We start from the raw sequence: 24,295 nt of genomic DNA on the forward strand, positions 1-24,295 counted from the left end.
AGGCTCCGAGCGATACGCTGGAGCCTGGATCAAACAATCTTATTGGACGCTGCCGTCGTCATCCGATTGGCGGTGATGGCCAAAACGCCCGCCCTTCGGCAGTTCGCTCTTCTCGATCTTGCCGTCATTGTTCTTGTCGAGCATCGCGAACACCTTCTTCTCGCGACCGGTGATGTCATCCGTGGTCAGCGTGCCGTCGCCCCTGGTGTCGTAGCGGGCGATGATGCGCTTGGCCATGCGCTCGAAGCGCGCCTTCTCCAGCGCGTCGGCGAGTTGGGCGACGGTCAGCTTGCCGCCATTGGCGGCAACGAGCTTCTTCAGCCGCGCGTTCATGGCGTCGGAGAACTGGTCGAAGGTGATGGCACCGTCTGAATCGCTCATCGCCTTGTCGAGGCGGGCCATCATGCCGTCGCGCATTTTCGCGCTGGCATTGTTTTCAGCATAGGCGGTGGTGCCGACGGCGCCGGCAAGTGCCGCGAAGGCAAGGGCAAGCTTGGTTGACTTTCTCATGGTCTTCTCCTGTTGCATCGTCACCCCCGATGCGAGAGCGGCGGATCTTCGATCCTGTTGCCACTCCATCTCTTTGTTCGAGCATCGGATCTTCCCAAACCGGTTTCCACTTTTGGGTCCGATGCTTCGACAGCTATTTCACGGTCGTCCGGCACGAAGCAAAAGGTCAAAGTCCTTCCTGACCTTTTGCGACGTCTCCTTGAGGTGTGCTTCCAGCACACCGAAATCCGGCAGGTCGGTAACCGCCAGCAGCAGATCCGAAAGCCCCGGCGGAACGTCGTCGCGCTCGAACGGTCCGGTGAGACAAAGCCGGGTCATCTGGGTCAGCGCCAGATAAAGTGCGAAGGCGGCACCAAGCTCCTGCCTGACGCCGGCATCGGCGAAGCCGGGCACGAGGCGGGACAAGATCTCGGCCGTACCGGTAACACGCGGGCCGGCCTCGACCTGCCCGGTGATGACAGCCACCTGAGCGATGAATTCGAGATCGATCAGCCCGCCGGGGATCAGCTTGATGTCCCAGAGGTCACGCGCCGGCTTTTCATTCTCGATCATGGCGCGCATGTCCGCGGCCTCGGTCTTCACCTTCGCGGCGTCACGCGGCTGGCCAAGGACGGCGGCAACTTCCGCTTCGACCTCGGCGCACAGGCCGGCGTCGCCGCCAATGGCGCGCGCCCGCGACAGCGCCATGTGTTCCCAGGTCCAGGCCTCCTGGCGCTGATATTTCTTGAACGCATCGATATGGGTGGCCACCGGCCCCTTGTTGCCGGACGGCCGCAGCCGCAGGTCGAGTTCGTAGAGCACCCCTTCCGCCGTCGGCGCCGATACCGCCGAGATCAGCCGCTGCGTCATGCGGGTGTAATAGTGGGAAGGCGCCAGCGGCTTGTCGCCGTCGGAATCCTCGGCTTTCGCGTCATGGTCGTAGAGTAGGATGAGGTCGACATCCGACCCCGCGGTCAATTCGCGGCTGCCAAGCTTGCCCATGCCGAGCAGAGAAACCACACCGCCCGCGATCGTGCCGTGGCGCGCCGAGAATTCGGCGGTCACCGCCTGCAAGGCAGCCTCGATGGTGAGATCGGCGAGATCGGAAAAGGCGCGGCCGGCCCGGGCCGGATCGATTGAACCGGCGAGCAGCCGCACCCCGATCAGGAATTTTTGCTCCGAGGCAAAGATGCGCAACCGGTCGAGCACCTCCTCATAGACCCTGTCACCTTCGAGGAAGGCAGAAAGACGTGCCGAGAGATAGGCGCGGTCAGGCAGTTCGCTGAGAAGAGCGGGGTCGAGCAGGCCGTCGAACACATGCGGCCGGCGCGTGATGATCGCCGCCAGCCGAGGCGCCGCGCCCATTATCGTCGCCATCAGCTTGAGCAGTGCCGGGTTGGACTGCAGCAGCGAGAACAGCTGGATGCCGGCAGGCAGGCCGGCAAGGAATTCGTCGAAACGGATCAAGGCTTCGTCCGCCCGGCGCGTCTGACCGAAAGCCTTGAGCAAGGCCGGCGTCAATTCCGTCAGCCGCTCGCGCGCCTCCGCCGACTGGGTGACGCGGTAGCGCCCGAAGTGCCAGCCGCGGATGACACGGCAGATGTCGCTCGGCCGCTGGAAGCCGAGACCGTGCAAGGTCTGCAGCGTGTCGGGGTCGTCGACATCGCCGGTGAAGACCAGATTGCCGATACCCGCCGAAAGCTCGGGTGCCGTTTCGAACAGCGCCGCATAGTGGCGCTCGACCTGCTGCAGCGAGGCGCGGAATGCCAGGGAAAAGGCAGCCGCATCGGCAAAGCCCAGCATATGGGCGATCCGCTCAAGCCCCTCATCGTCTCCCGGCAGCGTATGCGTCTGCTCGTCGGCGACCATCTGGATGGCGTGTTCGACACGGCGAAGGAACCAGTATTGGCTGGCGAGCGCATCACGCGCATCGGCGGTGATCCAGCCGCGTGTGGCAAGCTGGCCGAGCATCGGCACGGTTTCGCGGCCGCGCAATTCCGGGAAGCGGCCGCCTGCGATGAGCTGCTGAGTCTGGACGAAGAACTCGATCTCGCGGATGCCGCCACGGCCGAGCTTGACGTTGTGGCCCTTCACGGCGATCTCGCCGTGCCCCTTGTGGGCATGGATCTGGCGCTTGATCGAATGAACGTCGGCAATCGCCGCGTAGTCCATGTATTTGCGCCAGATGTAGGGCTGCAGCTCCTTGAGAAAGGCGGCGCCCGCCGCCAGATCGCCGGCCACCGGACGCGCCTTGATCATCGCCGCACGTTCCCAGTTCTGGCCACGCGCTTCGTAGTAGCGCAGTGCCGCCTCAACGGGGATCGCCAGCGGGGTCGAACCGGGATCGGGACGCAGCCTCAGATCGGTCCGGAAGACATAGCCGTGCTCGGTGCGGTCCTGCAGGATGCGCACCAGCCGTCGCGTCAGGCGCGAAAACAGCTCGGTGGCGTCGAGAGGATCGACGATGGCGGGCGCTTCCGGATCGAAGAAGACGACAAGATCGATGTCGGAGGAGAAATTCAGCTCATGCGCGCCGAGCTTGCCCATGCCGAGCAGGATCCAGCCCGATTGCCGCGAAGGGTTGTCCAGATCAAGCAGTTTGAGCTTGCCCTGGCCATGCGCGTCGCGCAGCAGGAAATCGACGGCCGCACGGGTGCAGGCGTCGGCAAGATCGCTCAGCCGCCGCACTGTCAGCGACGTTTCCGCCTCACCGGCGAGATCAGCCAGCGCGATCAGGAAATGCGCCTCGGCCTTGCACTGGCGCAGCTCCATCATCAGGCTGGATTCGGAAACCGTCTCAGCCAGTGGCGCCTGGTCGATCGCGGCGGTGATCGCTTTCAGGCGAGCCTCGACCGTCTGGTCGAAAAGAGCATCCAGTATCCGCGGCCGGCGGCGCGCCGTGTCGCGGAGGAAAGGCGAGAGGTCGAAAACTGCAGCCAGGAAATCCTGGGCCTCCCCCTTGGCGCCCAGGAATTTGGCCAACCTTGTCAGCCCTTCTTCGCGTGCCGCCGCGGCAATGTCGGCCAATTCCTGTCGCGCCTGGCCTTCATCGAGAGGGGCAAGCCCAACGGCTGGCTTCAGCAGCCAGTCCGTGACCGTCCGTTTCGCGACCGCAGCCATCAATGATCCTCCCGTGCTGGGAAACTCATGACCACGGATAGTCCCGGATTGCCAGGCAGGAGATCAAGCCGCCCATAATGGAAAGTCATGACAGCCTTGGCGAGGCTGAGGCCAAGGCCGGAACCGGGCTGCGAACGGCTCTTCTCCAGCCGCACGAAACGTTCGGTCGCCCGGGCGCGATCGGCATCGTCCGGAATGCCTTGGCCGTTGTCGGCGACACAAAGCCTGATCTCGCCATGCGTCCGCTCGAGCGTCACACGAACTGTCGGCTTGGACGTGGAATCCGTCGAATACTTGATGGCGTTGTCGACGATGTTGGACAATGCCTGGCCGATCAGCTCGCGGTTACCGTCGACGAGAAAAGCGCCGTTCGTTTCGGCTTCGAGCGAAACGCCAGCCTCTTCCGCCACCGGCTCGTAAAGCTCGACGACATCACGCACCGCCGCCGCCAGATCGACGCGGTTGGTGTGTTCAGACGAATATCCGGCCTCCAGACGGGAGATCATCAGGATGGCGTTGAAGGTCTTTATCAGCTGGTCGGACTCAGCGATGGTGCCTTCCAGCGCCTGGCGATAATCGGCGGGCTTGTGCTTGCCGGAAAGCGTCGCTTCGGCCCGGTTGCGCAGCCGGGTCAGCGGCGTCTTCAGGTCATGCGCGATATTGTCGGAAACCTGCTTCAGGCCTTCGTTGAGCGTCGCGATCCTGGCCAGCATGGAATTGAGGTTTTCCGAAAGCCGGTCGAACTCGTCACCGGCGCCGGTCACCGGCAGCCGGCCCGACAGGTCACCGCCCATGATGCGGCGGCTGGCCTCCGAAACGCTGTCGATGCGCTTGAGCGCGGCGCGGCCGACAAAGAACCAGATCAGGATGCCGCCCAGGCCCATCATGCCAAGCGCCAGCGTCAGCGCACGGCGGATGACGGCGCGGAAACGTTCCGGTTCGCCAAGGTCGCGACCGACCAGCATGATCATCTGGTTGGGCAGCCGCAGCACCAGCGCAATGGCGTTGTGGCCCTGCGCGCCTTCGGTCTGCTGCGCCGCGTTGTCACCGGTTGCGGGAGGTGTTGCCTGATCGGTCGTTCCGCTGCGCAGGCGGTCAAGCTCACCTTCTCCGAAGCGTTTGTAGGAGAACGGCTCGGTCGTCCAGCCCTCGGTGTCGATCACCCCCGGTTCGAGGCTCTGCACGTTGCCGGTCAGGATCTGGCCATTGGCGTCGGCGATCAGATAGAGATTGGCGCCTGGCTGGCGCGATCGGGCCTCCACCACCCTGACTAGAACCGGCAGGCCACCGCGCTGATAGGCCCTGGCAAGACCGAGCACTTCGTCGTTGATGGTCTCCTGCGTCTGCGACGTCAGCATGCGCGCAGACAGCGAGGTCATGTAGAAGACAAGCAGTACGGCGCAGAGCGCGAAGAGCAGAAGGTAGAGCGCCGAGAGCCGCGCTGCCGTCGTCCTCATGATGGCGGGCACGGAAAGCGCCATGCTGCCGCCTAGCCGCCCTTCAGCATGTAGCCGGCGCCGCGAACCGTATGCAGGATCGGCTTGTCGAAGCCTTTTTCAATCTTGCCGCGCAGCCGCGAGACGTGGACATCAATGACGTTGGTCTGCGGATCGAAATGATAGTCCCAGACATTCTCGAGCAGCATGGTGCGAGTCACCACCTGGCCGGCATGGCGCATCAGATATTCGAGCAAGCGGAACTCGCGCGGCTGCAGCGTGATCTCGCGCGCCGCACGTCGGACCGAATGCGACAGCCTGTCGAGTTCGAGGTCGCCAACCCGGTAGACGGTTTCGGCCTCCTTGGCGCTGGCGCGCCGGTTCAACACCTCGACGCGGGCCAAAAGCTCGGAGAACGCATAAGGTTTGGTCAGATAATCGTCGCCGCCGGCGCGCAGCCCGGTGACCCGGTCATCGACCTCGCCCAGCGCCGACAGGATCAGCACCGGCGTGGTGTTGCCCCGGGAGCGGAGGCCGGCAATGACCGACAGGCCGTCGCGGCGCGGCATCATCCGATCGATGACCATCACGTCATAGTCACCGGCATCGGCAAGCGCGAAACCAGTTTCGCCGTCGCCGGCGACGTGGGCGGTATGACCAGCTTCGGCGAAGGCTTTCTGCAGATAATCCGCAGCCTCGCGATCATCTTCTATGACGAGAATCTTCATAGGGCCGTTATACGCGATTTCGCTGGAAGGTTGAGTAGCCGGCATCTGCATTTTAGCCTTTGCCAAAGCGCGTCGCGATCAAGATGATCGAGACCACGCGCGATAAGATCTTGTTCTCTGGTGGTCTTCATCCCGGACATGCCTGCTTTCGAGGCATGATCCTGAAATCACCACATCCTCTCGTCCCGGGTCCGGGGGAGTGTCTTTGGGCGGCTTCCAGAATGTGCGGCAGCGGGCGATGGGAGGCCCGCTGCCGCTGGAGGAGAGCACGATGACTGACTAACGTACCCGGCTCCATGCTTTCCCATGCGGCGGCTCGGGGGTGTTTGAAACCGCCGCATCGGAAAAGTCGTTGTCAGCCCTTGGCGACAGGCAGCGCGACGAAACGATTGTTGTTGTCGCGGGTGATCTGCATCAGCACCGCCTTGCGGCCGGACTTCACCGCGTCGGTCATCGCCTTGGTGACGTCCTCGGTGCCGTTCACCTCGCTCGAATTGACGGCGGTGATGATGTCGCCCGGCTGGATGCCGCGGTCGGCGGCATCGCTGTCGGGATCGACATCGGTGACCACTAGGCCCTTGCCGTTTTCGGACTTGGTTACGGTGAGGCCGAGATCGGCCAGCGTGTCGGGCTTTGCCGGAGCGGCAGGCTGCTGTTGCTGGTCGTTCGAAGCCTGCTTGTCGCTGGCCGGCAGCTTGCCGAGATCGACCTTGACCGTCTGGCTCTTGCCGTCGCGCCAGACGGTGACGTCAACCGACTTGCCCGGCGAATACGCGCCAATCAGGCGGGCGAGTTCCTTCGGCGACGCAACGTCCTTGCCATCGACCTGGGTGATGACGTCACCAGCGGTGATGCCTGCCTTCTTGCCAGGGCCGTCGTCCTGGGCGCTGGATACCAACGCGCCATTGTTGGACTTCAGGCCAAGCGACTCGGCGATGTCAGACGTGACCGGCTGGATTTCGACGCCGAGCCAGCCGCGCTGCACCGCACCGCTCTTCATCAGATCGCCGACAACCTGCTTGGCGGTCGAGGCCGGAATATCGAAAGCGATGCCGACGCTGCCGCCCGAAGGCGAGAAGATGGCGGTGTTGATGCCGACCACCTGGCCGTTGAGGTTGAAGGTCGGGCCGCCCGAATTGCCGCGATTGACCGAGGCGTCGATCTGCAGGAAATCGTCATAGGGGCCGGCGCCGATGTCACGACCACGCGCCGACACGATGCCGGCGGTGACGGTGCCGCCGAGGCCGAACGGATTGCCGACGGCCACCACCCAGTCGCCGACGCGAACCTTGGAATCGTCGGCGAAATCGACATAGGTGAACTTGCCGCCACCATCGACCTTGAGCACGGCGAGATCGGTGCGCGGATCGGTGCCGACCAGCTTGGCGTCGAGTTCCTTGCCGTCATTGGTCACCACGGTGAAGGCGGTGCCCTCTTCGACGACATGGTTGTTGGTGACAAGATAGCCGTCCTCGGAAATGAAGAAGCCGGAGCCCTGGGCCACCGGGCGCGGCTGGTCATTGTTGCGGTCGCGGTGACCGAAGCGACGGTGGCCATCGTCATTCTGTCCGCCCTGGTCGCCAAAGCCGCGGAATTCCTTGAAGAAACGGCGCAACTGCGGATTGTTGGGAAGATTGTCGAAACCATCCTGGTCGTCGGAACCGTCATCTGCGGTCGGCTGGATCTTGGCCTTGACCTTGACGCTGACCACGGCCGGCGAAACGCGCTCCACGACATCGGCAAAGCTCGGAACCTGCGGGGCCTCGACACGCACAGCGTCGGCCAGAACGGGGCTGGTTCCACTGGTCAACGCGCCAACACCGATCGCGCCGGCAATGGCGACGGACGCGGCAGCAGCCAGGAAACGCTTGCGGGTGCGGGAATATGAATTGGGGGCAATATTCATGGGGTCTCGTATCCTCTTTCAAACGGACGCGCCTTGATCGGCATCCTCGAAGAGAGAGAAGTAGAGCGACCCACATTACAGCGCCATTTCCGACGCATGAAACTTTGGTAATGTTGGCGGCAGAAGGGGCTCACAAATTACTTGGTGACAAGCCGCCTAGTGGCTTATGTTGTACACAACTCAGCACAAGGCTTTCACCATGACGACCAGCACCACCATGACAATTCGCGTTTCATCCGAAACCAAGCTGAAGCTTGAAAGGATCGCCGCCGACACCCGCCGCAGCAAATCCTTCCTCGCGGCCGAGGCGGTTTCGGCCTATGTCGACCGCGAACTCGAAATCATCGAAGGCATCAAACGCGGCATGGCCGATGCGGTGGCTGGCAGTATCGTGCCTCACGATGATGCCATGGTGGAAATCGATGCCGTTATCGAGGCCGTGGAAGCCAAGCGCAAGGGCAACGCGTGAAGCGGTTCGTCACCTGGTCGCGAGACGCACTGGACGACACTAAGCAGCAAGTTGCCTTCATCGCGCGAGACAACCCGGCCGCCGCCAGACGTATCGCGGATCGAATTCGTGACACGGGCCGGGGTCTCGGTGACATGGCCACGGGCCGGCCAGGCCGGGTAACAGGCACCTATGAGAAGCCCCTCGGCCGCCTGCCCTACATCATTGCCTATGAGTTGCGGCCGATCGCAGGCCGCGAGAGCGTCGTTATCGTGCGTATCATCCACACGTCGCGGGACTGGCTGCCGGAGGAATGGCCGAATTAGTCACCAAGCAACTTGTCCAGCGCGGCCTGCTCCTCCGCCGAAAGCGCTGTCGATACCGGGCGGCGCGACCGCGCGCTGAGCACGATGAAGACGCCCCCGATCAGCAGCAACAGCACAGGCGTGCCCCAAAGCAAGGCGTTGCGCAGGTCGAAACGCGGCTTCAGCAGCACGAACTCGCCGTAGCGGGACACCACATAGTCCATCACCTGCTGGTCGGTATCGCCGGCGACGAGGCGCTGGCGCACCAGGATGCGCAGGTCCCGGGCAAGATCGGCATCGGATTCATCGATCGACTGGTTCTGGCAGACCATGCAGCGCAGGCCTTCCGAGAGTGTCCGGGCTCTCGCCTCAAGCACCGGATCGGCCAACATCTCGTCGGGCTTCACCGCCAGCGCCGAGCCGGCGAAGCCGAGCGCCAGCACCAGGAAAAGCAATACGACGGAAAACCTTGCCTTCATGGCAGGCTCGCGGTTGCCACGGCATCGGCCTGCTTGCGCCGGCGCGAGGGCGCGCCGACACGCAAGCGCCTGTCCATCAGCGACATGGCAGCACCAGCCATCATCACCAAGCCGCCGCCCCAGATCAGCGTCACCAGCGGTTTCCACCACAGCCGCACCACCACCGATCCGTCCTTGCCCTCGTCGCCGAGCGAAATGTAGAGCTGGGAAAAGCCAAGGGTCTTGATACCGGACTCCGTCGTCGTCGTCTGCCGCACCGGATAGAAGCGCTTGGCGGAACTGATCTCGCCGACAGGACTGCCGCTGACGCCGATCAGCTCGAAACGGCCGCGATCCTCGCTGTAGTTCGGGCCCTGCGCCGGATAAAGACCGACGAAACGCAGTGTATGGCCTGACAATTCCACCGTCTCGCCGGCGCGCATGGTGAGGATCTTCTCAGTGCCGAAGGAGAGCGTGGCGACAATGCCGAGCAACGTCAGGCCAAGGCCGAGATGGGCCAATGCCGTGCCGAAGACCGAGCGTGGCAGGCCGACGAAGCGCCTGAACATGACGGCGGGTGCAACCGATCCGACACCGGACTTGACGGCAAGGTCGGTAAGGGCTCCGGCGACCAGCCAGACGGCAAGGCCGATGCCGAGGGCGGCGAAAACCGAAGCGCCGTCGATGAACAGGCCAGTGACCAGCATCGCCGCCAGCGCCAGCGCGAAGGCAGCCATCAGGCGTTGCGCCGCGGCGAAGACATCGCCACGCTTCCAGGCGAGCAGCGGCCCGAACGGCACAAGGGCCAGAAGCGGCAGCATCAATGGGCCGAAGGTCAGGTCGAAGAACGGCGCGCCGACCGAAATCTTGCCGCCGGTAAGCGCTTCCAGCGCCAGCGGATAGAGCGTGCCGACGAGCACGGTGGCGGTCGCCGTGGTCAGGAACAGATTGTTGAGGACGAGCGCGCCTTCACGCGAGATCGGATGGAACAGTCCGCCGGCCGTCAACCTTGAGGCGCGCAGCGCAAACAATGCCAGCGAGCCGCCGATGAACAGCGTCAGGATGCACAGGATGAAGACGCCGCGCGTCGGGTCGGTGGCGAAGGCATGCACCGAGGTGAGCACGCCCGAACGCACCAGGAAAGTGCCGAGCAGAGACAGCGAAAAGGTGAGGATGGCGAGCAGCAGCGTCCAGATCTTCAGCGCCGAGCGCTTTTCCATGACGATGGCCGAATGCAGCAGGGCGGTGCCCGCCAGCCACGGCATGAAGGAAGCGTTCTCAACCGGGTCCCAGAACCAGAACCCACCCCAGCCGAGCTCGTAATAGGCCCAGTAGGACCCCATCGCGATACCGCCGGTCAGGAACATCCAGGCGACCAGCGTCCACGGCCGCACCCAGCGCGCCCAGGAGGCATCGATGCGGCCCTCGATGAGGGCGGCGACCGAGAAGGAGAAGCAGATCGAGAAGCCGACATAGCCGAGATAGAGCAGCGGCGGATGAATGGCGAGGCCGAGATCCTGCAGGATCGGGTTGAGATCGCGGCCTTCGATCGGCGCCGGGTTGAGCCGGATGAAAGGATTGGACGTCGCAAGGATGAACAGGAAGAAGGCAGCGCCAATGGCGCCCTGCACGGCCAGCACATTGGCGCGTAGCGTTGCCGGCAGGTTGGAGCCGAAAGCCGCGACAAGGGCACCGAAGAAGGTCAGGATCAGCACCCAGAGCAGCATCGAGCCTTCGTGATTGCCCCAGGTTCCGGTGATCTTGTAGATCAGCGGTTGCAGCGAATGCGAGTTTTCCCAGACGCTCGCCACCGAAAAATCGGAGTTCGCGTAGGCGCCCGCCAGGGCGACAAAGGACAGCGCCGTCAGCGCAAAGCCAGTTATCGTGACAGGACCGCCGACAGCCATCAGGCGCTGGTTGTTGAGGCGCGCTCCGAACAGGGGCACGATCGTCTGCACCAGCGAGAGCGCGAACGCCAGGACCAGGGCGAAATGTCCGGTTTCAACCATGATTGCCCCCTGCCCGTCCGCCAGACTCACTCACTCTTGCTCTCCTGCCAGACGCCCTTGGCCTTCAGCCCGTCGGCCACCTCCTTGGGCATGTAGCGCTCATCATGCTTGGCCAACACGCTGTCGGCAACAAAGACCCCGTCCGCGCCAAAAGTGCCTTCGGTGATGACGCCCTGCTCCTCGCGAAAAAGGTCGGGCAGGATGCCGGTATAGGTGACCTTGACCGATTTATGCGTGTCGGTGACGGAAAACGCGACTGTCGCGCCCTGCCCGCGCTGGATGGTGCCTTTTTCGACCAAACCGCCGAGCCTGATGCGCTGGCCGGGCTGGACACTGGCGGTGGTGAGGTCCGCCGGCATGTAGAAATAGGACGCCTTCTGGCCAAGCGCGTAGAAGGTCAGCCCGGTGGCGGCGCCCAGGAAAGCCAACCCACCTGCGATGACCGACAACCGTTTCTGCTTGCGTGTCATGACACGTTCTACTCCGTCGCCGCCAGGCCGAGCGAGGCGGCAAAGGCGGTGAATTTCTTGGCTTCGTCACTGCCGGCGCCAAAGACGGCAATGGCGCGACCCAGCGCCTCGCGCGCCTGGTCGGCCTTGCCCAGCACGACATAGGAACGAACGAGCCGCATCCATCCTTCCGGGTTACGCGGATTTTGCCGCAGTTTTTCATCGAGGCCGGCGACCATCGTGTTGATCATGGCTTCGCGATCCTGCGGCGACATGGAGGACGCGGCGTCGACATCCGCGGCAGCGGGGCCTTTCGCGTCCGTACCGGAAGCGACTTCGGGGCTGGCGGCCTTGGCCAGCGCCTGCTCGACGGCGCCGCGCCAAGGCGAGTCGGGCGGCAAGGTGCCCAGCATGGTTTGCCAGGCCGTGACCGCGTCCTTGTTTCGCCCCTCCTGCGCCAAGGCCACGGCCAGATAGAAGCTGGCTTTAGCGTTGGCCGGATCGAGCTTGAGCGCCGCCTCGAAGGCATCCTGGGCATCGGCCGAAACAATGCCGCCTGCCGCACCGGCGATCGCCTCGCCGAGGCCGGCCTGGCGAACCGCGCTGTCTCCGTCGAGGCGGATGGCATTGCGGTACGCCGCCGCCGCCTCGGAAAAGCGCTGCATGCGCAGATAGACCGGGGCCAGCACATCCCAACCCCTCCCGTCGGACGGATTGGCGGCAAGGTGGGCCTCGGCCCGCGCAACCAACTCGTCGACCGAGCTGTCGGCCGGATTCTTGGTCAATCGCCCGCTGAGCGGCTGCGACGGCAAATCAGGCGAGCCAATCTGGCTGTAGAGACCCCAGCTGACCAGCGGTACAGCCAGCACGGCCACTGTCGCGACAAGTCTCGCCGTGAAAAAAGCCCGGCTGGCCGACGTCTTGCCGGCCGCATCCGCATTGTCGAGGCGAAGGATGCGGCGCGCGATCTCGGCGCGCGCCTCCGCCGCTTCAGCCGGCTGGATCAAGCCGCGTGCGGCATCACGGTCAAGCTCGGACAATTGATCGCGATAGACTTCCAGATCGTGATCGCCGCTCGACGACGTGCCCCTGGCGCCTCCGGCCAGCGGCAGCAGCACCGCAAGGCTCGCACCGAGCGTCAGTATCGCGGCTATGACCCAGAACAGCATGGTTCTTCCAATAACGGCAGAGCCATGCCCTGCCAACACAGGCATCCTGCGACGCTTTGACGGTCAGCGCGCCGAATGTCCTTGATCGACATCAACCGGCCGGATTCCAACCGGAGCCGATCCGATCTTTGTTTTGTGCATGTCGTTGTCCCAAAACCTCTGTGCGCTTTTGGGCGACATGGAGCTCTCAGGTCAGCGGCGTCCAGCTGCCGTCGGCATTGCGGCAAGCGGTTCCGCGCGCCGTGACGCCGGCTCCACCCGTGAAGACGGTCTGCGTGTACTGGCGGCAGTCCTGCGAACCGACGCGATAGGGTTGGGCCGGAACGACCTCGCCATAGCGGGATGCCTGATCGCCCTTCCACGCCACCTTCTGGCCGCTCGTCGTATATTCGAGCGCCTTGTATTCCGCCTCGAGAGCGCTGCGTTTTTCGGATTCACTGAGGCCGGCGCCGATCGAGCCGCCAATGAGACCGCCCCCCATCGCTGAAATGATCGATTTGGTGACCTTGCCACTCGCCGGAGGCGTCGATGCTGGTGTCGGCGCCAAGGTTGGGCCCTTGCCGCTCAAGGTGGTGCAGCCGGACACGGCCAGGAGGGCGGAAACGAGCGCGACGCGAATCTTCATGCCAACAACCGGTTTTCTTGAATTGGAGCCTGCCATGGATGCGCCGGGGGCCGCGTCATCGGAGAAGTAGGTGTGGCCATAGTATTGATATTTGTCGGAAATTTGGCCGCTGCCGGCCGTTCCGGAACCAATCGATAAGCCGCCATGATATGCGCCGTCCATCGCTGCCGATCGGCCCTGAGTAGCATTACTGAAGGCTCCGCAATCGTACCACTGCCTTCAGTCCGCCCATGCCGGACCGTTCGAGCGCCAGAACGCCTCCATACTCGTTGATAAGGTCGGCGACAATGGCAAGCCCCAGACCGGTTCCCGGTTTTGTCTCGTCCAGGCGCCTTCCGCGCTTCAGAGCGTCGCGCGCCTTGTCCTCGGGGATGCCCGGGCCGTCATCCTCGATGCTGATCTCGAAAAAACTGTCATCCTTGCCGGCCAGGGACGCAACCGAGACCGACACGGCGCTTTTGGCCCATTTCATCGCATTTTCGAGAAGATTGCCAAGCAGTTCCTCGAGGTCCTCGCGCTCTCCGGCAAAGACGATCTCGGTGGCCGGCAGCGACAGCGACAGGCTGGTCTGCGGATTGAGCTTCTGCAAGACCCGCACCATGCGCTGGACCAGCGGCGACACCGGCGTGCGATAGACGACGCTGTCGCGCTGTGCAGCGACGCGGGCGCGCTGCAGGTAATGGTCAACCTGCTTCTGCATCGAGGCCGCCTGTTCGGCGATCAATTGTCCCTTGGCGCCGCCAAGTGCCCTGCCCTCGTTGAGCAGCACGGCAAGCGGCGTCTTCAGCGAATGGGCGAGATTGCCGACCTGGGTTCGCGAGCGCTCGACGATGCGTTTGTTGTTCTCGATCAAGGCGTTGGTTTCGTTGGCCAATGGTTCGATCTCAGCCGGGAAGCGGCCGTCGAGCCTCTGTGCGGTGCCTTCACGCACCATGGCAAGTGCGTTCCTGACCCTGCGCAACGGCTGCAAGCCGAGCAGGATGGCGATCGCGTTAATGGCGATCATGCCGACGCCGAACAGGCTGAGATAGGTCAGCAGGCGGCGCTGGAAGGTGGCGATCTCCTGCTCGAGTTCGCTCTGGTTGCCCATGACACGAAAACGCGCGGCGCGATTCTTGGCGTCGAGGACGAATTCGCTCTCGAACACTTCGAGCTGCTCGCCGTCGATGCCTTCGGCCGCATAGCTGCGCTGGAAGCTGGCATTGAAGGGCACCTCGGCCACGCTCGGCGACGGGATCTTGCTTGTCATCGACGACGAGTGAAGGTCGCCATGCACACCTTCCGAGGCAGGCTCAACCGACCAGTACCAGCCCGAATTCGGCTCCGAGAAGCGGAGGTCTCCGAGGTCGGGAGCACCGGTGAGCGCTCCCGTGTCGGAAATGCCGATGGAACCGATCAGGTTGAACAGATGCGCCGACAAAAGGCTGTCGAAGCCACGCTCGCTGGCCTGGCGATAGAGCGTGGTGATCAGGGTGAAGATGACGACAAGGGTCAGGATCGCCCATACGGTGGAAAAGGCGATCACGCGGAACGTCAGCGAACGCGGCCACAAACGCAGCGAAAGCGGCGCCCTTGCGGTTGGTTTGATCGGTTCCGAGTTACGCCTCCGGCTCACGCATGCGGTAGCCCATGCCACGCACGGTTTCGATCATGTCGATGCCCATCTTCTTTCGCAACCGCCCGACAAACACCTCGATGGTGTTGGAATCGCGGTCGAAATCCTGGTCGTAGAGATGCTCGACCAGTTCGGTGCGCGAGACGACCTCGCCCATATGGTGCATCAGATAGGCAAGCAGGCGGAATTCGTGCGAGGTCAGCTTCAGCGGCACGCCGTCGACATCTGCCTTCGACGCCTTGGTATCGAGGCGGACCGGCCCACAGGTGAGTTCCGACGAGGCATGACCGGCGGCGCGGCGGATCAGCGCCCTGACCCTCGCCAGCACCTCCTCGATATGGAACGGCTTGGTGACATAGTCGTCCGCGCCGGCATCGATGCCGGAGACCTTGTCGCTCCAGCGGTCGCGCGCCGTCAGGATCAGCACGGGCATCTTGCGGCCGCCGCGGCGCCAGCGCTCGACCACGCTGATGCCGTCCATCTGCGGCAGGCCTATGTCGAGCACGACGGCATCGTAGGGTTCGGTGTCGCCGAGGAAATGGCCTTCCTCACCGTCAAAGGCGCGGTCGACGACATAGCCGGCGTCGACCAGCGCGTCCGCTATCTGCCTGTTGAGATCCTTGTCATCCTCGACGACGAGTACGCGCATGCGGAGATCGATACCTGTTGAAGAGCTTGGTCAGATTGAAGACTTGGTCAGATTGAAGACTTGGGCAGATTGAAGACTAGGTCAGATATAGGCCGATTCCGGCGGCCTGGGAAACGTGGCCCGTAAAATGGAGCATTGGGTCAGTTTTGCGGGACGACGATCTCGGAACGGCGCGGACGTTGTCCGTCCTTGCCTGGCACCAGCACGACGATGACGCAGACCGGCTGGCCGCCGCGTGTCGACTGTGAGGCCTTGGCCAGCGTTCCGCCATTCTGCTCGGCCACCTGCTGGCCGATCGCGTAGCAGTCGGACGCAGCCAGGACGATCGAGCTGGCCTGGTCTGGCGCGATCACCGGCATCGCCATCGCCTGCGACGCGAGCAGCCCGGCAGCACTGAGCGCCAGGGTCGCGGTTCGAAAGAGGGAGCGAAACGTTTTCATGGTCGGTTTTGTAACGCATCGGTGCTGAACGTGAAATGAACAGTGATCGACACGAAAATCATGCCCGCTACTCCCCCTGAAACGCGAGACGCCCGATGGTGATTTCGACGCCCCAACCCGACGAAATCCCGGAAATGCCAGTCTAGACTCCGTTTCGGTCAGATTGGAAGCGTATCAGGCATTTTCCTGCGTCAGCGCACGAAACCGCAGCAGCCCGTGATGTACAAGGAGATCTTCGTCGTAACGGGCCTCGGTGAATTCGAGCGATAGCCGTGTCTTGCCGCGCCGGCCGACCACCAGCGCGGCGTTGGCAAGGCGGGCCTTGATAGCGGCCATGATGGCAAGGGTTTCGTCTTCACCATGAGCTTTCGACCAGACGTGCAGCGTGATCAGCTGATCATCGTTGTTCTCGGCACCGGTGTCCCAGTCAAAGGCGCTGGTCTGGCCACAAGTCACATAAGGGAACGCGGCATTGTCGGCCGCCCTTTCGAGCAGCCCGGCGCCACCGAGCAGCGCCGACAACGACTTGTCGGTTTTGAGCCTCAGAAAAAGTGCCTGCAGCAGATCGCCGGGCGCTGTCATATTCATTCCTCAAGCCGCTGTGCAACCGACAAATGCGTTTCCAAGCCTGCCGGTTTCCCTATGCCTTGCCAGATATAGCGTTGGCTACGGGAAAACGATGGCGATTCGTCATAAGAATTATGCATACCGATGATCTCGAAAATACGACTTGCCGACAATCCCACCGATAGACGCGGAAGAGCAGGACCAGGAAGCGGCGCATCAAGCATCGGCGCCGCCCGGCAGGTGGCGCATGAATCTGGTGTCCCGCTTGCCTGATCGCGCGATCTTGCCTCATATGGACCGGTCCACGATGGAATGTTCCTTGCCGGCTCTGGCCGGGCAACGGGGGCATTTTCCCCAGATTTTCGGAGCTGATGATGCTCGATCCAGAAAAGGCCAGAGCCGCGTCCCGGTTGCTGGTCGACCATTGGGACAAGGGCACCCGTCTCGACGCCATACCTTTCGAATTGCGGCCGCAAACGCGGATCGACGGTTACGTCATCCAGTCGCATGTGATGGATCGCTCAGCGGCGACGCTTTTCGGCTGGAAGATTGCAGCAACCAGCCTCGCCGGACAAAGGCATATCAACGTCGACGGCCCGATGGCCGGGCGTCTGATCGCCGAGAAATCGGTCGAGGTTGGCGGGACCGTTTCGCTCGCGACGAGCAAGATGCGTGTGGCGGAGATCGAATTCGCCTTCCGCTTCGGCCGCCAGTTGCCGCCGCGTCCAGGACCCTATGAAATCGCCGAGGTGATGGATGCCGTGGCGACCTTACACCCGGCGATCGAAATACCGGACTCACGCTATGATGATTTCTGCGCCGTCGGAGCGCCGCAGCTCATAGCCGACAACGCCTGTGCCAATCTGTTTGTCATCGGCGAGGCGATAGAAGACGACTGGCGCGCCGTGAACCTCGCGGAGCACCCGGTGACCGGGTTCGTTTCCGGCAAATCGCGGCACGATGGAAAGGGCGCGGCAGTGCTGGGCGACCCTCGGATCGCGCTCACATGGATCGTCAATGAACTGTCGGGCCTGGGCATGGCACTCGAGCCGGGACAGGTGGTGATTACAGGCACCTGCGTGACGCCGATAAGCGTCGAGGCCGGCGACGAAGTGATTGGCGATTTGGGCCGGTTCGGCCGCGTGTCGGTACGGTTTATCTAGAGCAATTCCAGGAAAAGTGTGTAACGGTTTTCCGTCCGGAATTGCGTAAAATAAATAGTTAGAGCGGTTCTGCGATTCCGTGAAACGCTGAACCGCTCTAGGCCCCGGCGCGCAACCTGACGACGAAGCTGCGCACCGCAAGCACCAGCACGGTGATGATGATCAGGATCACCGACAGGGCCGCGATCGCCGGGTCGATGTTGTCGCGCAGGCCCATCCACATCAGGCGCGGCAGCGTGATGGCGTTGACCGAGGTGATGAACAGGGTGACGCCGATCTCTTCCCAGGACAGCACGAACGACAAAAGCGCCGCGGTGATGATGCCGAACTTGATGTTGGGCATGATGATGCGGGTGGCACGCTCCCAGACACTGGCGCCTAGCCCCCTCGCCGCAAGGTCGATGCGCCGGTCGATCTGGCTGAGCGAGACCAGGATCAGCACCGTGGCAAAGGGCACCGTCATCACCGAATGCGCCATGGCAACGCCGAGCCAGGTGTCATAGCCAAAGAACGAGCTGAAGCCTGAGATCGAGGTCAGCAGGAAGTAGAGCGTGATTGCCGAGACCACCGGCGGCACCACCATCGGCAACAGCACGAAACCGACGAGCGCGGCGCTGAAGCGGGGCTGGAACATCCAGACGCCAAGGCTGAAGCAGAGCGCCAGCACGGTGGAAATCGCGCTGCTGACGATCCCGATGCGGATCGACAGCAGGATCGACTGGATCCAGCGCGGGTCCTCGATCAGCGAGCGATAGTGGCGCAGCGACAGTTCGCCTGATGGCATCGCCAGCATGCGGCTCGGCGTCAGCGACACCGGAATGACGGCAAGCAGCGGCATCAGCAGGAACAGCGCCACAAGGGCGGCGAGGATCAGCGAGACGGGTCCGGGGCGATAGGTCGGCATCAGATCAACTGCTTCGGTCTGACATAGCGGAACAGCAGCGCCATCAGCGCGCCGACGAACAGCACCAGCACCACGCTGATCGCAGCCCCCAGACCCCAATCCGGGCTCTGGAAAATCCTGAGATAGATCAGTTCGGCGATCATCACGCTGCGGCCGCCACCGAGGATCGCCGGCGTGACGAAGAAGCCCAGCGAGAAGACGAAGACGATCAGCGCTGAGCCGATGATGCCGGAGCGTGTCATCGGCACGAACACCGTCCAGAAGGTGCGCATGCGGCTGGAGCCAAGCCCGCGTGCCGCGAGCAGCACGCGCTCGTCGAGGCTGCGCATGGCCGACGCCAGCGGAAAGACGGCGAAGGGAATGAGGAAATGCGTCATGCCGACGACGACGCCGAACTCGTTGCGTACCAGCGTCAGCGGTTCGGAGATGAAACCGATCGACTGCAGCCAGGTGTTGATCAGGCCGCGATTGGACAAAAGCGCCACCCAGCCGAAGGCGCGCGTCAGCACCGAAATCCAGAACGGCACCAGGATGCAGAATTCGGCGATAAGGCGCTGCGCCGGGCTGCCGCGCACCCAGACGACCGTGATGGCATAGGCGGCGGCGACGGAAACGACAGTGACGATGGCCGCGATGCGCAGCGTGCGGATGAACACCGATTGGACCAGATCGTCGGTGAGCAGCGCTTCATACTGGCCAAGTCCCGGCGTCGGTAGAGTAAAACTCCACTTCACCACGCCGAGAAACGGCCAGGCATAGGCCAGGACGAGGAACAGGAGCAGCGGCGCCATCAACAGCGCCGCGCCCATCCTGTCGGAGAGAACGCCTCTCATCTCAGGTCAGCATCCGCTCTCAGGCGGAGATGATCTTGGTGTATTCGTCGAGCGCCGCCCCGTAGTTCTTGGCGTACCACTCCATGTCGAGCGCGATCTGCTTCTTCATGTTTTCGGGATCTACCGGGTTGATGCGCTTCTTGTCGGCGGGGATCAGCGCGTCGGCCGCCGGATTGGCCGGGCCCTGGCCGAGCTTGTCGAACATGACGAGCTGCCTTTGCGGATCCTGTGCGCTGGCGATGAATTTCATCGCAGCGTCCTTGCCGCCGGGGTTGTTCTTGAGCACGGCCAATGCGCCGGGCGAGATCAGGCCCTGGTCCCAGATGAACTTGATCTTGCCACCGGAATCCTGCTCGATCAGCGAGGCACGGGTGGACCAGACGATGGCCATCGAGGCCTCGCCATTGAGCAGCACGCTCTGGCTCTCGGCGCCGCCGCCCCAGTAGGCGACGACGTTTTCCTTGAAGGCGGCGATCTTGTCATGCGCCCGCTTGAGGTCGAGCGGATAGAGCGAAGCCGGCGCGATGCCGTCGGCCAGAAGCGCCGCTTCCCAGCTCGACACGCCCCATTTGTAGAGCGAGCGCTTGCCGGGGAACTTCTTCACGTCGAAGAAGTCGGCCATGCCTGTCGGGGCATCCTTGCCGTATTTCTCGGAATCGTAGGCGATGACATAGGAGAAGAAATAGGTCGAGGCGGCATACTCCCAGCCGAAGCCCGGCCGCATCTTCGTCTTGTCGACGATCTTGTAGTCGATCGGCTCCAGCGCACCCTGGGCGCCGAGCGTGATGGCCGAGAACGGATCGACGTCGACCAGGTCCCAGGTCGGCGCGCCGCTCTTGAACTGCGCCGAAATGGCTCCTTCCGTCGGGCCCGAGCCGTCCATCTTGACGGTGATGCCGGTTTCCTTGGTGAAGGCCTGGCCGTAAGCGGCATCATAGGCGGTGATGGCGTCGCCGCCCCAGTTGACCAGCACCAGTTCCTTGGCCTGGGCGAAGGCACCGGTCGAGCGCAGCAGCATCGGCGTGCCGGCGAGCACGAGGGCCGCCAACTGCGTGAACTGCCGGCGCGAAATCTCGCCGCGTCTGGTCCTTTCGGACAGCGTTTCGATTGTCTGTTTCTTGGTGTCATTCATGTCAGTTCCCCTTTGTTTTAATTGATTTCAATCCGGAAGCCGGTGCGGCAGATCAAGCCGCGCCAGCGCTCATTGTCCTCCATCCGGAAGGAGGAAACCTTTTTCCGCCGGCCAGGTCAGCCAGACGGAATTGCCCTTGCTCAGCGCCGCGGCCGCAACCTCGTTCGGCACCGAGACGGTCACTTTCGCGCCTTGCCGCGTCGTCAGGTCGAGCTTGGTCGCCGCGCCCAGATAGGTCGAGGCAATGGCGGTCGCGGCGATGCCATTCTCGCCGGCGGCTGCTTCGCGCGCGATCGACATGTGCTCAGGCCGGATCGCCAGGATGGCATCTCCACGGACTTTCTCGGCCTTGCAGTGCATGTTGACAGCGCGATCCTCGCAAAGGCCTGTCGAGCCATTGTCGGCGGGCTTGACCCCCTTCAGCGGCAACATGTTGATCTCGCCGAGGAACTCGGCGACGAAGCGGTTGTCCGGCCGGTCATAGACTTCGTCCGGCGCGCCGACCTGCAGCAATTTGCCATGATTGAAGATGGCGACGCGCGAGGACAGCGCCAGCGCCTCGCTCTGGTCGTGGGTAACGAAGACGAAGGTGGTGCCTGTTTCCTGGTGCAGGCGCTTCATCTCGGCCTGCATCTGGCCGCGCAGGCTCTTGTCCAGCGCCGAGAACGGCTCGTCGAGCAAAAGCACGCCCGGCTCGAACACCAGCGCCCGGGCCAGCGCCACGCGCTGCTGCTGGCCGCCGGAAAGCTGCGCCGGCAGTTTCTTCTCGTGGCCGATCAGGCCCACGCGCTCGATCATCTCGCCGACGCGCTTCTTGATCTCGGAGGCCGATTTCTTGCGGACCTTGAGCGGGAAAGCGATGTTGGCCTCGACGCTCATATGCGGGAACAGCGCATAGCCCTGGAACACCATGCCAGCGGCGCGCTGCTCGGCCGGGCGGTTGGTGATGTCAGCGCCATCGCTGAGGAGACGGCCCTCGGTCGGCTGCACGAAGCCGGCCAGGATCATCAAGAAGGTGGTCTTGCCCGAGCCGGAGGGGCCGAGCAGAGTGAGGAACTCGCCGCGGCCGATATTGAGCGTCAGATTGTCCAACGCACGGAACGAGCCGAAGCTCTTGCCGATCCCGATTGCCTTGATCTCTGCGGCCCGGCCGGGTTGCTGCATCCTGCCTCTTCCTCAGTCCCAGGCGGAAATCGTAGGCAGGCCGGCGGCTCACCGCAACCGAATAGTTTTCGCCTGATCGGCAAATTTGATTCACGTCTGGGCAGCCGGCGCCATTTCGCCTTCAATAGGGCTGAATGCGGTTCTCCGAGAGCTTCGACCTCAGCCACCCCGCGAACGCGTCCAGCACCGGGTGCGAGGCCTTGGCGTGTTCGGAGACCAGGAAATAGGAGCGCGGCGACTTGATCGCGATGTCGAACGGCCTGACCAGCCGGCCTTCGCTGAGTGCCCGGCGGCTGGTCAGTTCGTCGCCCATGGCAATGCCCTGGCCGGCAATCGCCGCCGAGAAGACGAGGTTCATGTCGGAAAAGAAGATGCCGCCCTCGGTGTCGGGGTTTTCGACCTTGGACAGGGCCAGCCAGCGCGCCCAATCCTCGGTGTCATCGAGATGGAGCAGATTGGCGCGCAACACGTCCGCCGGTTTCGAAAAACCGCCGACCTTGTTCAGCAGCGTCGGGCTGCAGAGCGGCGTGAACGAGATTTCACACAGCAACTCGGCCATGCGGTTCGGCCAGTTGCCAACGCCAAAGGCGATGAAGGCGTCGGCATCCGCATTGCTGACATCGTCGAGCCGCCTGGGCGTCAGGATACGCAGCGCCACATCAGGGTACATCTGCCGGAATTCGCCAATATGGGTGCATAGAAACAGCGAGGCGAAGCCCGGCGTACAGGAGACGGCGAACGAACCGCCGACGCCGGTGCCGGCATCGCGCGTCACCGCATCGCCGAGAACGGTGAGCGCCTTGCGCACGTCACTGGCATAGCGCTGGCCGCGCGGGGTGAGCGCGACGCCCTTGCCGATGCGCTCAAGCAGATCGAAGCCGAGGTCGCGCTCAAGCAGCCGCAACTGGTGACTTACCGCGCTGCGGGTGAGGTGCAGTTCGTCGGCGGCGCGCCAGACGCTGCCGTGGCGGGCGAAACTGTCGAGGGCGCGCAGCGCCTGTGTGGAGGGAATTCTCAAGAGGTGAACCGAATTTGCACGAACCGGGAAAACATATCACTTTTTGGCGAGCCGCTTCACTGCTTTCTTTGATGCATGGACAAACCGGTGACGACATCAGCGCAAGCGACCGCGCTTGCCTGCCTCGATGGCATCCAGCCCTCGCTGTCGCAATGGACGCGCACCATTTTCGATTTCGGCGAGACCGCCTGGCGCGAGTACCAGTCGGCCGCCTGGTACGTGGCGCGGCTGAAGCATGAGGGCTTTTCCGTCGAGGAAGGCTCGGGCGGCATGCCGACGGCGTTCTGCGCCCACTGGACGAATGGCGCCGGGCCGACGATCGGCATGTACGCTGAGTACGACGCCGTACCCGGCAATTGCCAGGACGCGGTGACGGTAAAACAGCCACGGCCCGGCCTTGGCGTCGAGGCCGGCGGCCACACCGATCCGCATTCGGGGCTCGGCATGGCAAGCCTCGGCGGCCTGCTTGCCACCAAGGCCGCCATGCAGCGCCACGGCATTCCAGGCACGCTGCGCTTCACCGGCGAGCCGGCGGAGAAGGTGCGCGGCTCCAAGCCGATCCATGCGGCCAAAGGCTACTATGACGGCCTTGCCGGCATGATCTCCTTTCATCCCTTCTACATGCTGCCGCTCTGCAACACGGCGCGCTGGGACACGCATTGCGGTGCTGCCTACGCCGTGATCTACCGCTTCGTGTGCGATGAGCCCGAAAACTGGGTTCGCGCGGGCGACGGCGCGCCGATCCCGCAGGCGCATTCCGCCGTGCGGGCGCCCGGCGCCAACGACGCGCTGATGACGATGTACATGGCCTCCAAGGCGCTGCGCGATTCCATGTTGCCGCACCAGGGCGGCTGGTCGATCAGCGAGGCGATCCTGACCGCCGGCCAGGCAACCGCCGACAATCTGCCGGCGGGGCTGGCCGAGATCCAGTACATGATCCGCGTGCCGACCATCGGCATGGCCGAACAGGTCACCGCCGCGCTCGACCGCAACGCCGCGGCCGCCGCCGCGATCAGCGGCTGTCGGTACGAGCGCCACTGGGTGTCGAAGTCGCGGCCCGGGCTGGCCAATCACGCCATGGCCGGGATCGCCTATGACGCGCTCTCGATGGTCGGACCACCACACTGGGACGAGCCCGCGAAGGCGGTCGCGCGCGAAATCCAGGTCAATGCTGGTGGCGCGGCAACCGAAAATCCCTTCATTGGTGAGCTGGAGAGGCTGATTTCGCCACAGGAGGCCGAGGCGATCCTGCGCCGCGACCTGCCGCCCTCGCAGGTGAATTCGACCTCCGACGACTACACCGACATGAGTTGGCATGCGCCGACCGCGCGCTTCTATGTCGCGCGCCCGGCGCTGCGCTCTGCGAATGGCCACGCCTATCCGTCCTGGGTGATGAATGCACTGGGCGGCATTTCCGCCACCATCGACCCGATGGTCACCTGTGCGGCCAAGACGGTCGCGCTGTCGGCGCTGCGCCTGCTCGAGGACAGAAAAGCCCGCGATGCGGCGATGGACGAGTTCGTCACCCGCACCGGCGGCGGCATTGGCGGCGCGAACTGGATCGCGCCGCTCTGCGACTATCAACCGCCGATCAATTTCCGCTGGCCGGAATATGTCACCACGGCGCGCGGCCGCGACTGGTGGATCCCAAGCAACGCATGACCCCAC

At 63.6% G+C, this 24,295-nt stretch carries 24 protein-coding genes; 4 read left to right on the top strand and 20 right to left on the bottom strand.

Annotated features, from left to right (window positions below; all coding sequences use genetic code 11):
* Positions 1 to 39: 39 nt before the first annotated feature.
* From AC07UC_RS26425 to AC07UC_RS26445, 5 genes are all read right to left on the bottom strand, one after another.
* Positions 40 to 510 (bottom strand): EF-hand domain-containing protein, encoded by a 471-nt coding sequence (locus AC07UC_RS26425; RefSeq protein WP_494907904.1) that lies wholly within the window; start codon positions 508 to 510, stop codon positions 40 to 42.
* Positions 511 to 648: 138 nt separating this feature from the next.
* Positions 649 to 3,609, bottom strand: coding sequence for a bifunctional [glutamine synthetase] adenylyltransferase/[glutamine synthetase]-adenylyl-L-tyrosine phosphorylase (locus AC07UC_RS26430; protein ID WP_494907905.1), 2,961 nt, complete (start codon positions 3,607 to 3,609; stop codon positions 649 to 651).
* Complete coding sequence (locus AC07UC_RS26435) at positions 3,609 to 5,090, bottom strand: sensor histidine kinase (protein WP_494907906.1); 1,482 nt, start codon at positions 5,088 to 5,090, stop codon at positions 3,609 to 3,611. The genes AC07UC_RS26430 and AC07UC_RS26435 overlap by 1 nt, the downstream gene beginning before the upstream one ends.
* Before the next feature lie 8 nt (positions 5,091 to 5,098).
* On the bottom strand, positions 5,099 to 5,773 hold the full coding sequence (locus tag AC07UC_RS26440; RefSeq protein ID WP_027041628.1) for a response regulator transcription factor: 675 nt from the start codon (positions 5,771 to 5,773) through the stop codon (positions 5,099 to 5,101).
* A gap of 355 nt (positions 5,774 to 6,128) precedes the next feature.
* The gene (locus AC07UC_RS26445; RefSeq protein WP_140768614.1) at positions 6,129 to 7,679 is read right to left on the bottom strand and encodes a Do family serine endopeptidase; all 1,551 of its coding nucleotides are present in this window, start codon (positions 7,677 to 7,679) and stop codon (positions 6,129 to 6,131) included.
* 199 nt (positions 7,680 to 7,878) lie between these two features.
* Between AC07UC_RS26445 and AC07UC_RS26450 the strand changes: the two genes are divergently transcribed.
* Positions 7,879 to 8,148: a CopG family ribbon-helix-helix protein gene (locus tag AC07UC_RS26450; protein ID WP_494907907.1), complete on the top strand. Its 270-nt coding sequence runs from the start codon at positions 7,879 to 7,881 to the stop codon at positions 8,146 to 8,148.
* Positions 8,145 to 8,453 carry a type II toxin-antitoxin system RelE/ParE family toxin gene (locus AC07UC_RS26455; protein ID WP_494907908.1) on the top strand — a complete coding sequence of 103 codons (309 nt, stop codon included), beginning with the start codon at positions 8,145 to 8,147 and terminating at the stop codon, positions 8,451 to 8,453. The genes AC07UC_RS26450 and AC07UC_RS26455 overlap by 4 nt, the downstream gene beginning before the upstream one ends.
* Here AC07UC_RS26455 and AC07UC_RS26460 read toward each other — a convergent pair.
* From AC07UC_RS26460 to AC07UC_RS26505, 10 genes are all read right to left on the bottom strand, one after another.
* Positions 8,450 to 8,911: a cytochrome c-type biogenesis protein gene (locus AC07UC_RS26460; RefSeq protein ID WP_140768620.1), complete on the bottom strand. Its 462-nt coding sequence runs from the start codon at positions 8,909 to 8,911 to the stop codon at positions 8,450 to 8,452. The two genes, AC07UC_RS26455 and AC07UC_RS26460, sit on opposite strands and share 4 nt — an antisense overlap.
* Positions 8,908 to 10,899 carry a heme lyase CcmF/NrfE family subunit gene (locus AC07UC_RS26465; RefSeq protein WP_494907909.1) on the bottom strand — a complete coding sequence of 664 codons (1,992 nt, stop codon included), beginning with the start codon at positions 10,897 to 10,899 and terminating at the stop codon, positions 8,908 to 8,910. Before AC07UC_RS26465 ends, AC07UC_RS26460 begins: the two co-directional genes overlap by 4 nt.
* 26 nt (positions 10,900 to 10,925) lie before the next feature.
* On the bottom strand, positions 10,926 to 11,369 hold the full coding sequence (gene ccmE / locus AC07UC_RS26470) for a cytochrome c maturation protein CcmE (protein ID WP_140768624.1): 444 nt from the start codon (positions 11,367 to 11,369) through the stop codon (positions 10,926 to 10,928).
* Between the two features lie 8 nt (positions 11,370 to 11,377).
* On the bottom strand, positions 11,378 to 12,517 hold the full coding sequence (gene ccmI, locus AC07UC_RS26475; RefSeq protein WP_494907910.1) for a c-type cytochrome biogenesis protein CcmI: 1,140 nt from the start codon (positions 12,515 to 12,517) through the stop codon (positions 11,378 to 11,380).
* Positions 12,518 to 12,704: 187 nt separating this feature from the next.
* A complete protein-coding gene (locus tag AC07UC_RS26480; RefSeq protein WP_056565594.1) occupies positions 12,705 to 13,142 on the bottom strand; it encodes an RT0821/Lpp0805 family surface protein in 438 nt (145 codons plus the stop codon).
* Between the two features lie 187 nt (positions 13,143 to 13,329).
* Complete coding sequence (locus AC07UC_RS26485; RefSeq protein ID WP_202323241.1) at positions 13,330 to 14,757, bottom strand: ATP-binding protein; 1,428 nt, start codon at positions 14,755 to 14,757, stop codon at positions 13,330 to 13,332.
* A complete protein-coding gene (locus tag AC07UC_RS26490) occupies positions 14,741 to 15,406 on the bottom strand; it encodes a response regulator transcription factor (RefSeq protein WP_140768630.1) in 666 nt (221 codons plus the stop codon). The genes AC07UC_RS26485 and AC07UC_RS26490 overlap by 17 nt, the downstream gene beginning before the upstream one ends.
* Positions 15,407 to 15,546: 140 nt before the next feature.
* Positions 15,547 to 15,846, bottom strand: coding sequence for a hypothetical protein (locus AC07UC_RS26495; protein WP_140768632.1), 300 nt, complete (start codon positions 15,844 to 15,846; stop codon positions 15,547 to 15,549).
* A gap of 174 nt (positions 15,847 to 16,020) precedes the next feature.
* The gene (locus AC07UC_RS26500) at positions 16,021 to 16,428 is read right to left on the bottom strand and encodes a DUF3168 domain-containing protein (protein WP_056565597.1); all 408 of its coding nucleotides are present in this window, start codon (positions 16,426 to 16,428) and stop codon (positions 16,021 to 16,023) included.
* 2 nt (positions 16,429 to 16,430) lie between these two features.
* The gene (locus AC07UC_RS26505) at positions 16,431 to 16,637 is read right to left on the bottom strand and encodes a hypothetical protein (RefSeq protein WP_494907911.1); all 207 of its coding nucleotides are present in this window, start codon (positions 16,635 to 16,637) and stop codon (positions 16,431 to 16,433) included.
* 150 nt (positions 16,638 to 16,787) lie between these two features.
* Between AC07UC_RS26505 and AC07UC_RS26510 the strand changes: the two genes are divergently transcribed.
* On the top strand, positions 16,788 to 17,576 hold the full coding sequence (locus tag AC07UC_RS26510; RefSeq protein WP_494907912.1) for a 2-keto-4-pentenoate hydratase: 789 nt from the start codon (positions 16,788 to 16,790) through the stop codon (positions 17,574 to 17,576).
* A gap of 97 nt (positions 17,577 to 17,673) precedes the next feature.
* Here the strand turns inward: AC07UC_RS26510 and AC07UC_RS26515 are convergent, their stop codons facing one another.
* From AC07UC_RS26515 to AC07UC_RS26535, 5 genes are all read right to left on the bottom strand, one after another.
* Positions 17,674 to 18,480: an ABC transporter permease gene (locus tag AC07UC_RS26515; RefSeq protein WP_494907913.1), complete on the bottom strand. Its 807-nt coding sequence runs from the start codon at positions 18,478 to 18,480 to the stop codon at positions 17,674 to 17,676.
* Positions 18,480 to 19,313, bottom strand: a complete 834-nt coding sequence (locus AC07UC_RS26520) for an ABC transporter permease (protein ID WP_140768640.1) — start codon at positions 19,311 to 19,313, stop codon at positions 18,480 to 18,482. Before AC07UC_RS26520 ends, AC07UC_RS26515 begins: the two co-directional genes overlap by 1 nt.
* Positions 19,314 to 19,332: 19 nt before the next feature.
* Complete coding sequence (locus AC07UC_RS26525) at positions 19,333 to 20,445, bottom strand: ABC transporter substrate-binding protein (protein WP_140768642.1); 1,113 nt, start codon at positions 20,443 to 20,445, stop codon at positions 19,333 to 19,335.
* Positions 20,446 to 20,514: 69 nt separating this feature from the next.
* A complete protein-coding gene (locus AC07UC_RS26530) occupies positions 20,515 to 21,609 on the bottom strand; it encodes an ABC transporter ATP-binding protein (protein ID WP_494907914.1) in 1,095 nt (364 codons plus the stop codon).
* Positions 21,610 to 21,730: 121 nt separating this feature from the next.
* Positions 21,731 to 22,627 (bottom strand): LysR substrate-binding domain-containing protein, encoded by an 897-nt coding sequence (locus tag AC07UC_RS26535; protein ID WP_140768646.1) that lies wholly within the window; start codon positions 22,625 to 22,627, stop codon positions 21,731 to 21,733.
* 75 nt (positions 22,628 to 22,702) lie between these two features.
* On the opposite strand from AC07UC_RS26535, the gene AC07UC_RS26540 reads away from it, so the two are divergent.
* Positions 22,703 to 24,289 carry a zinc-binding metallopeptidase family protein gene (locus tag AC07UC_RS26540; protein WP_494907915.1) on the top strand — a complete coding sequence of 529 codons (1,587 nt, stop codon included), beginning with the start codon at positions 22,703 to 22,705 and terminating at the stop codon, positions 24,287 to 24,289.
* The last annotated feature ends 6 nt before the right edge of the window (positions 24,290 to 24,295 follow it).

The organism is Mesorhizobium sp. GW821-FHT04C10 (genome assembly GCF_059420305.1).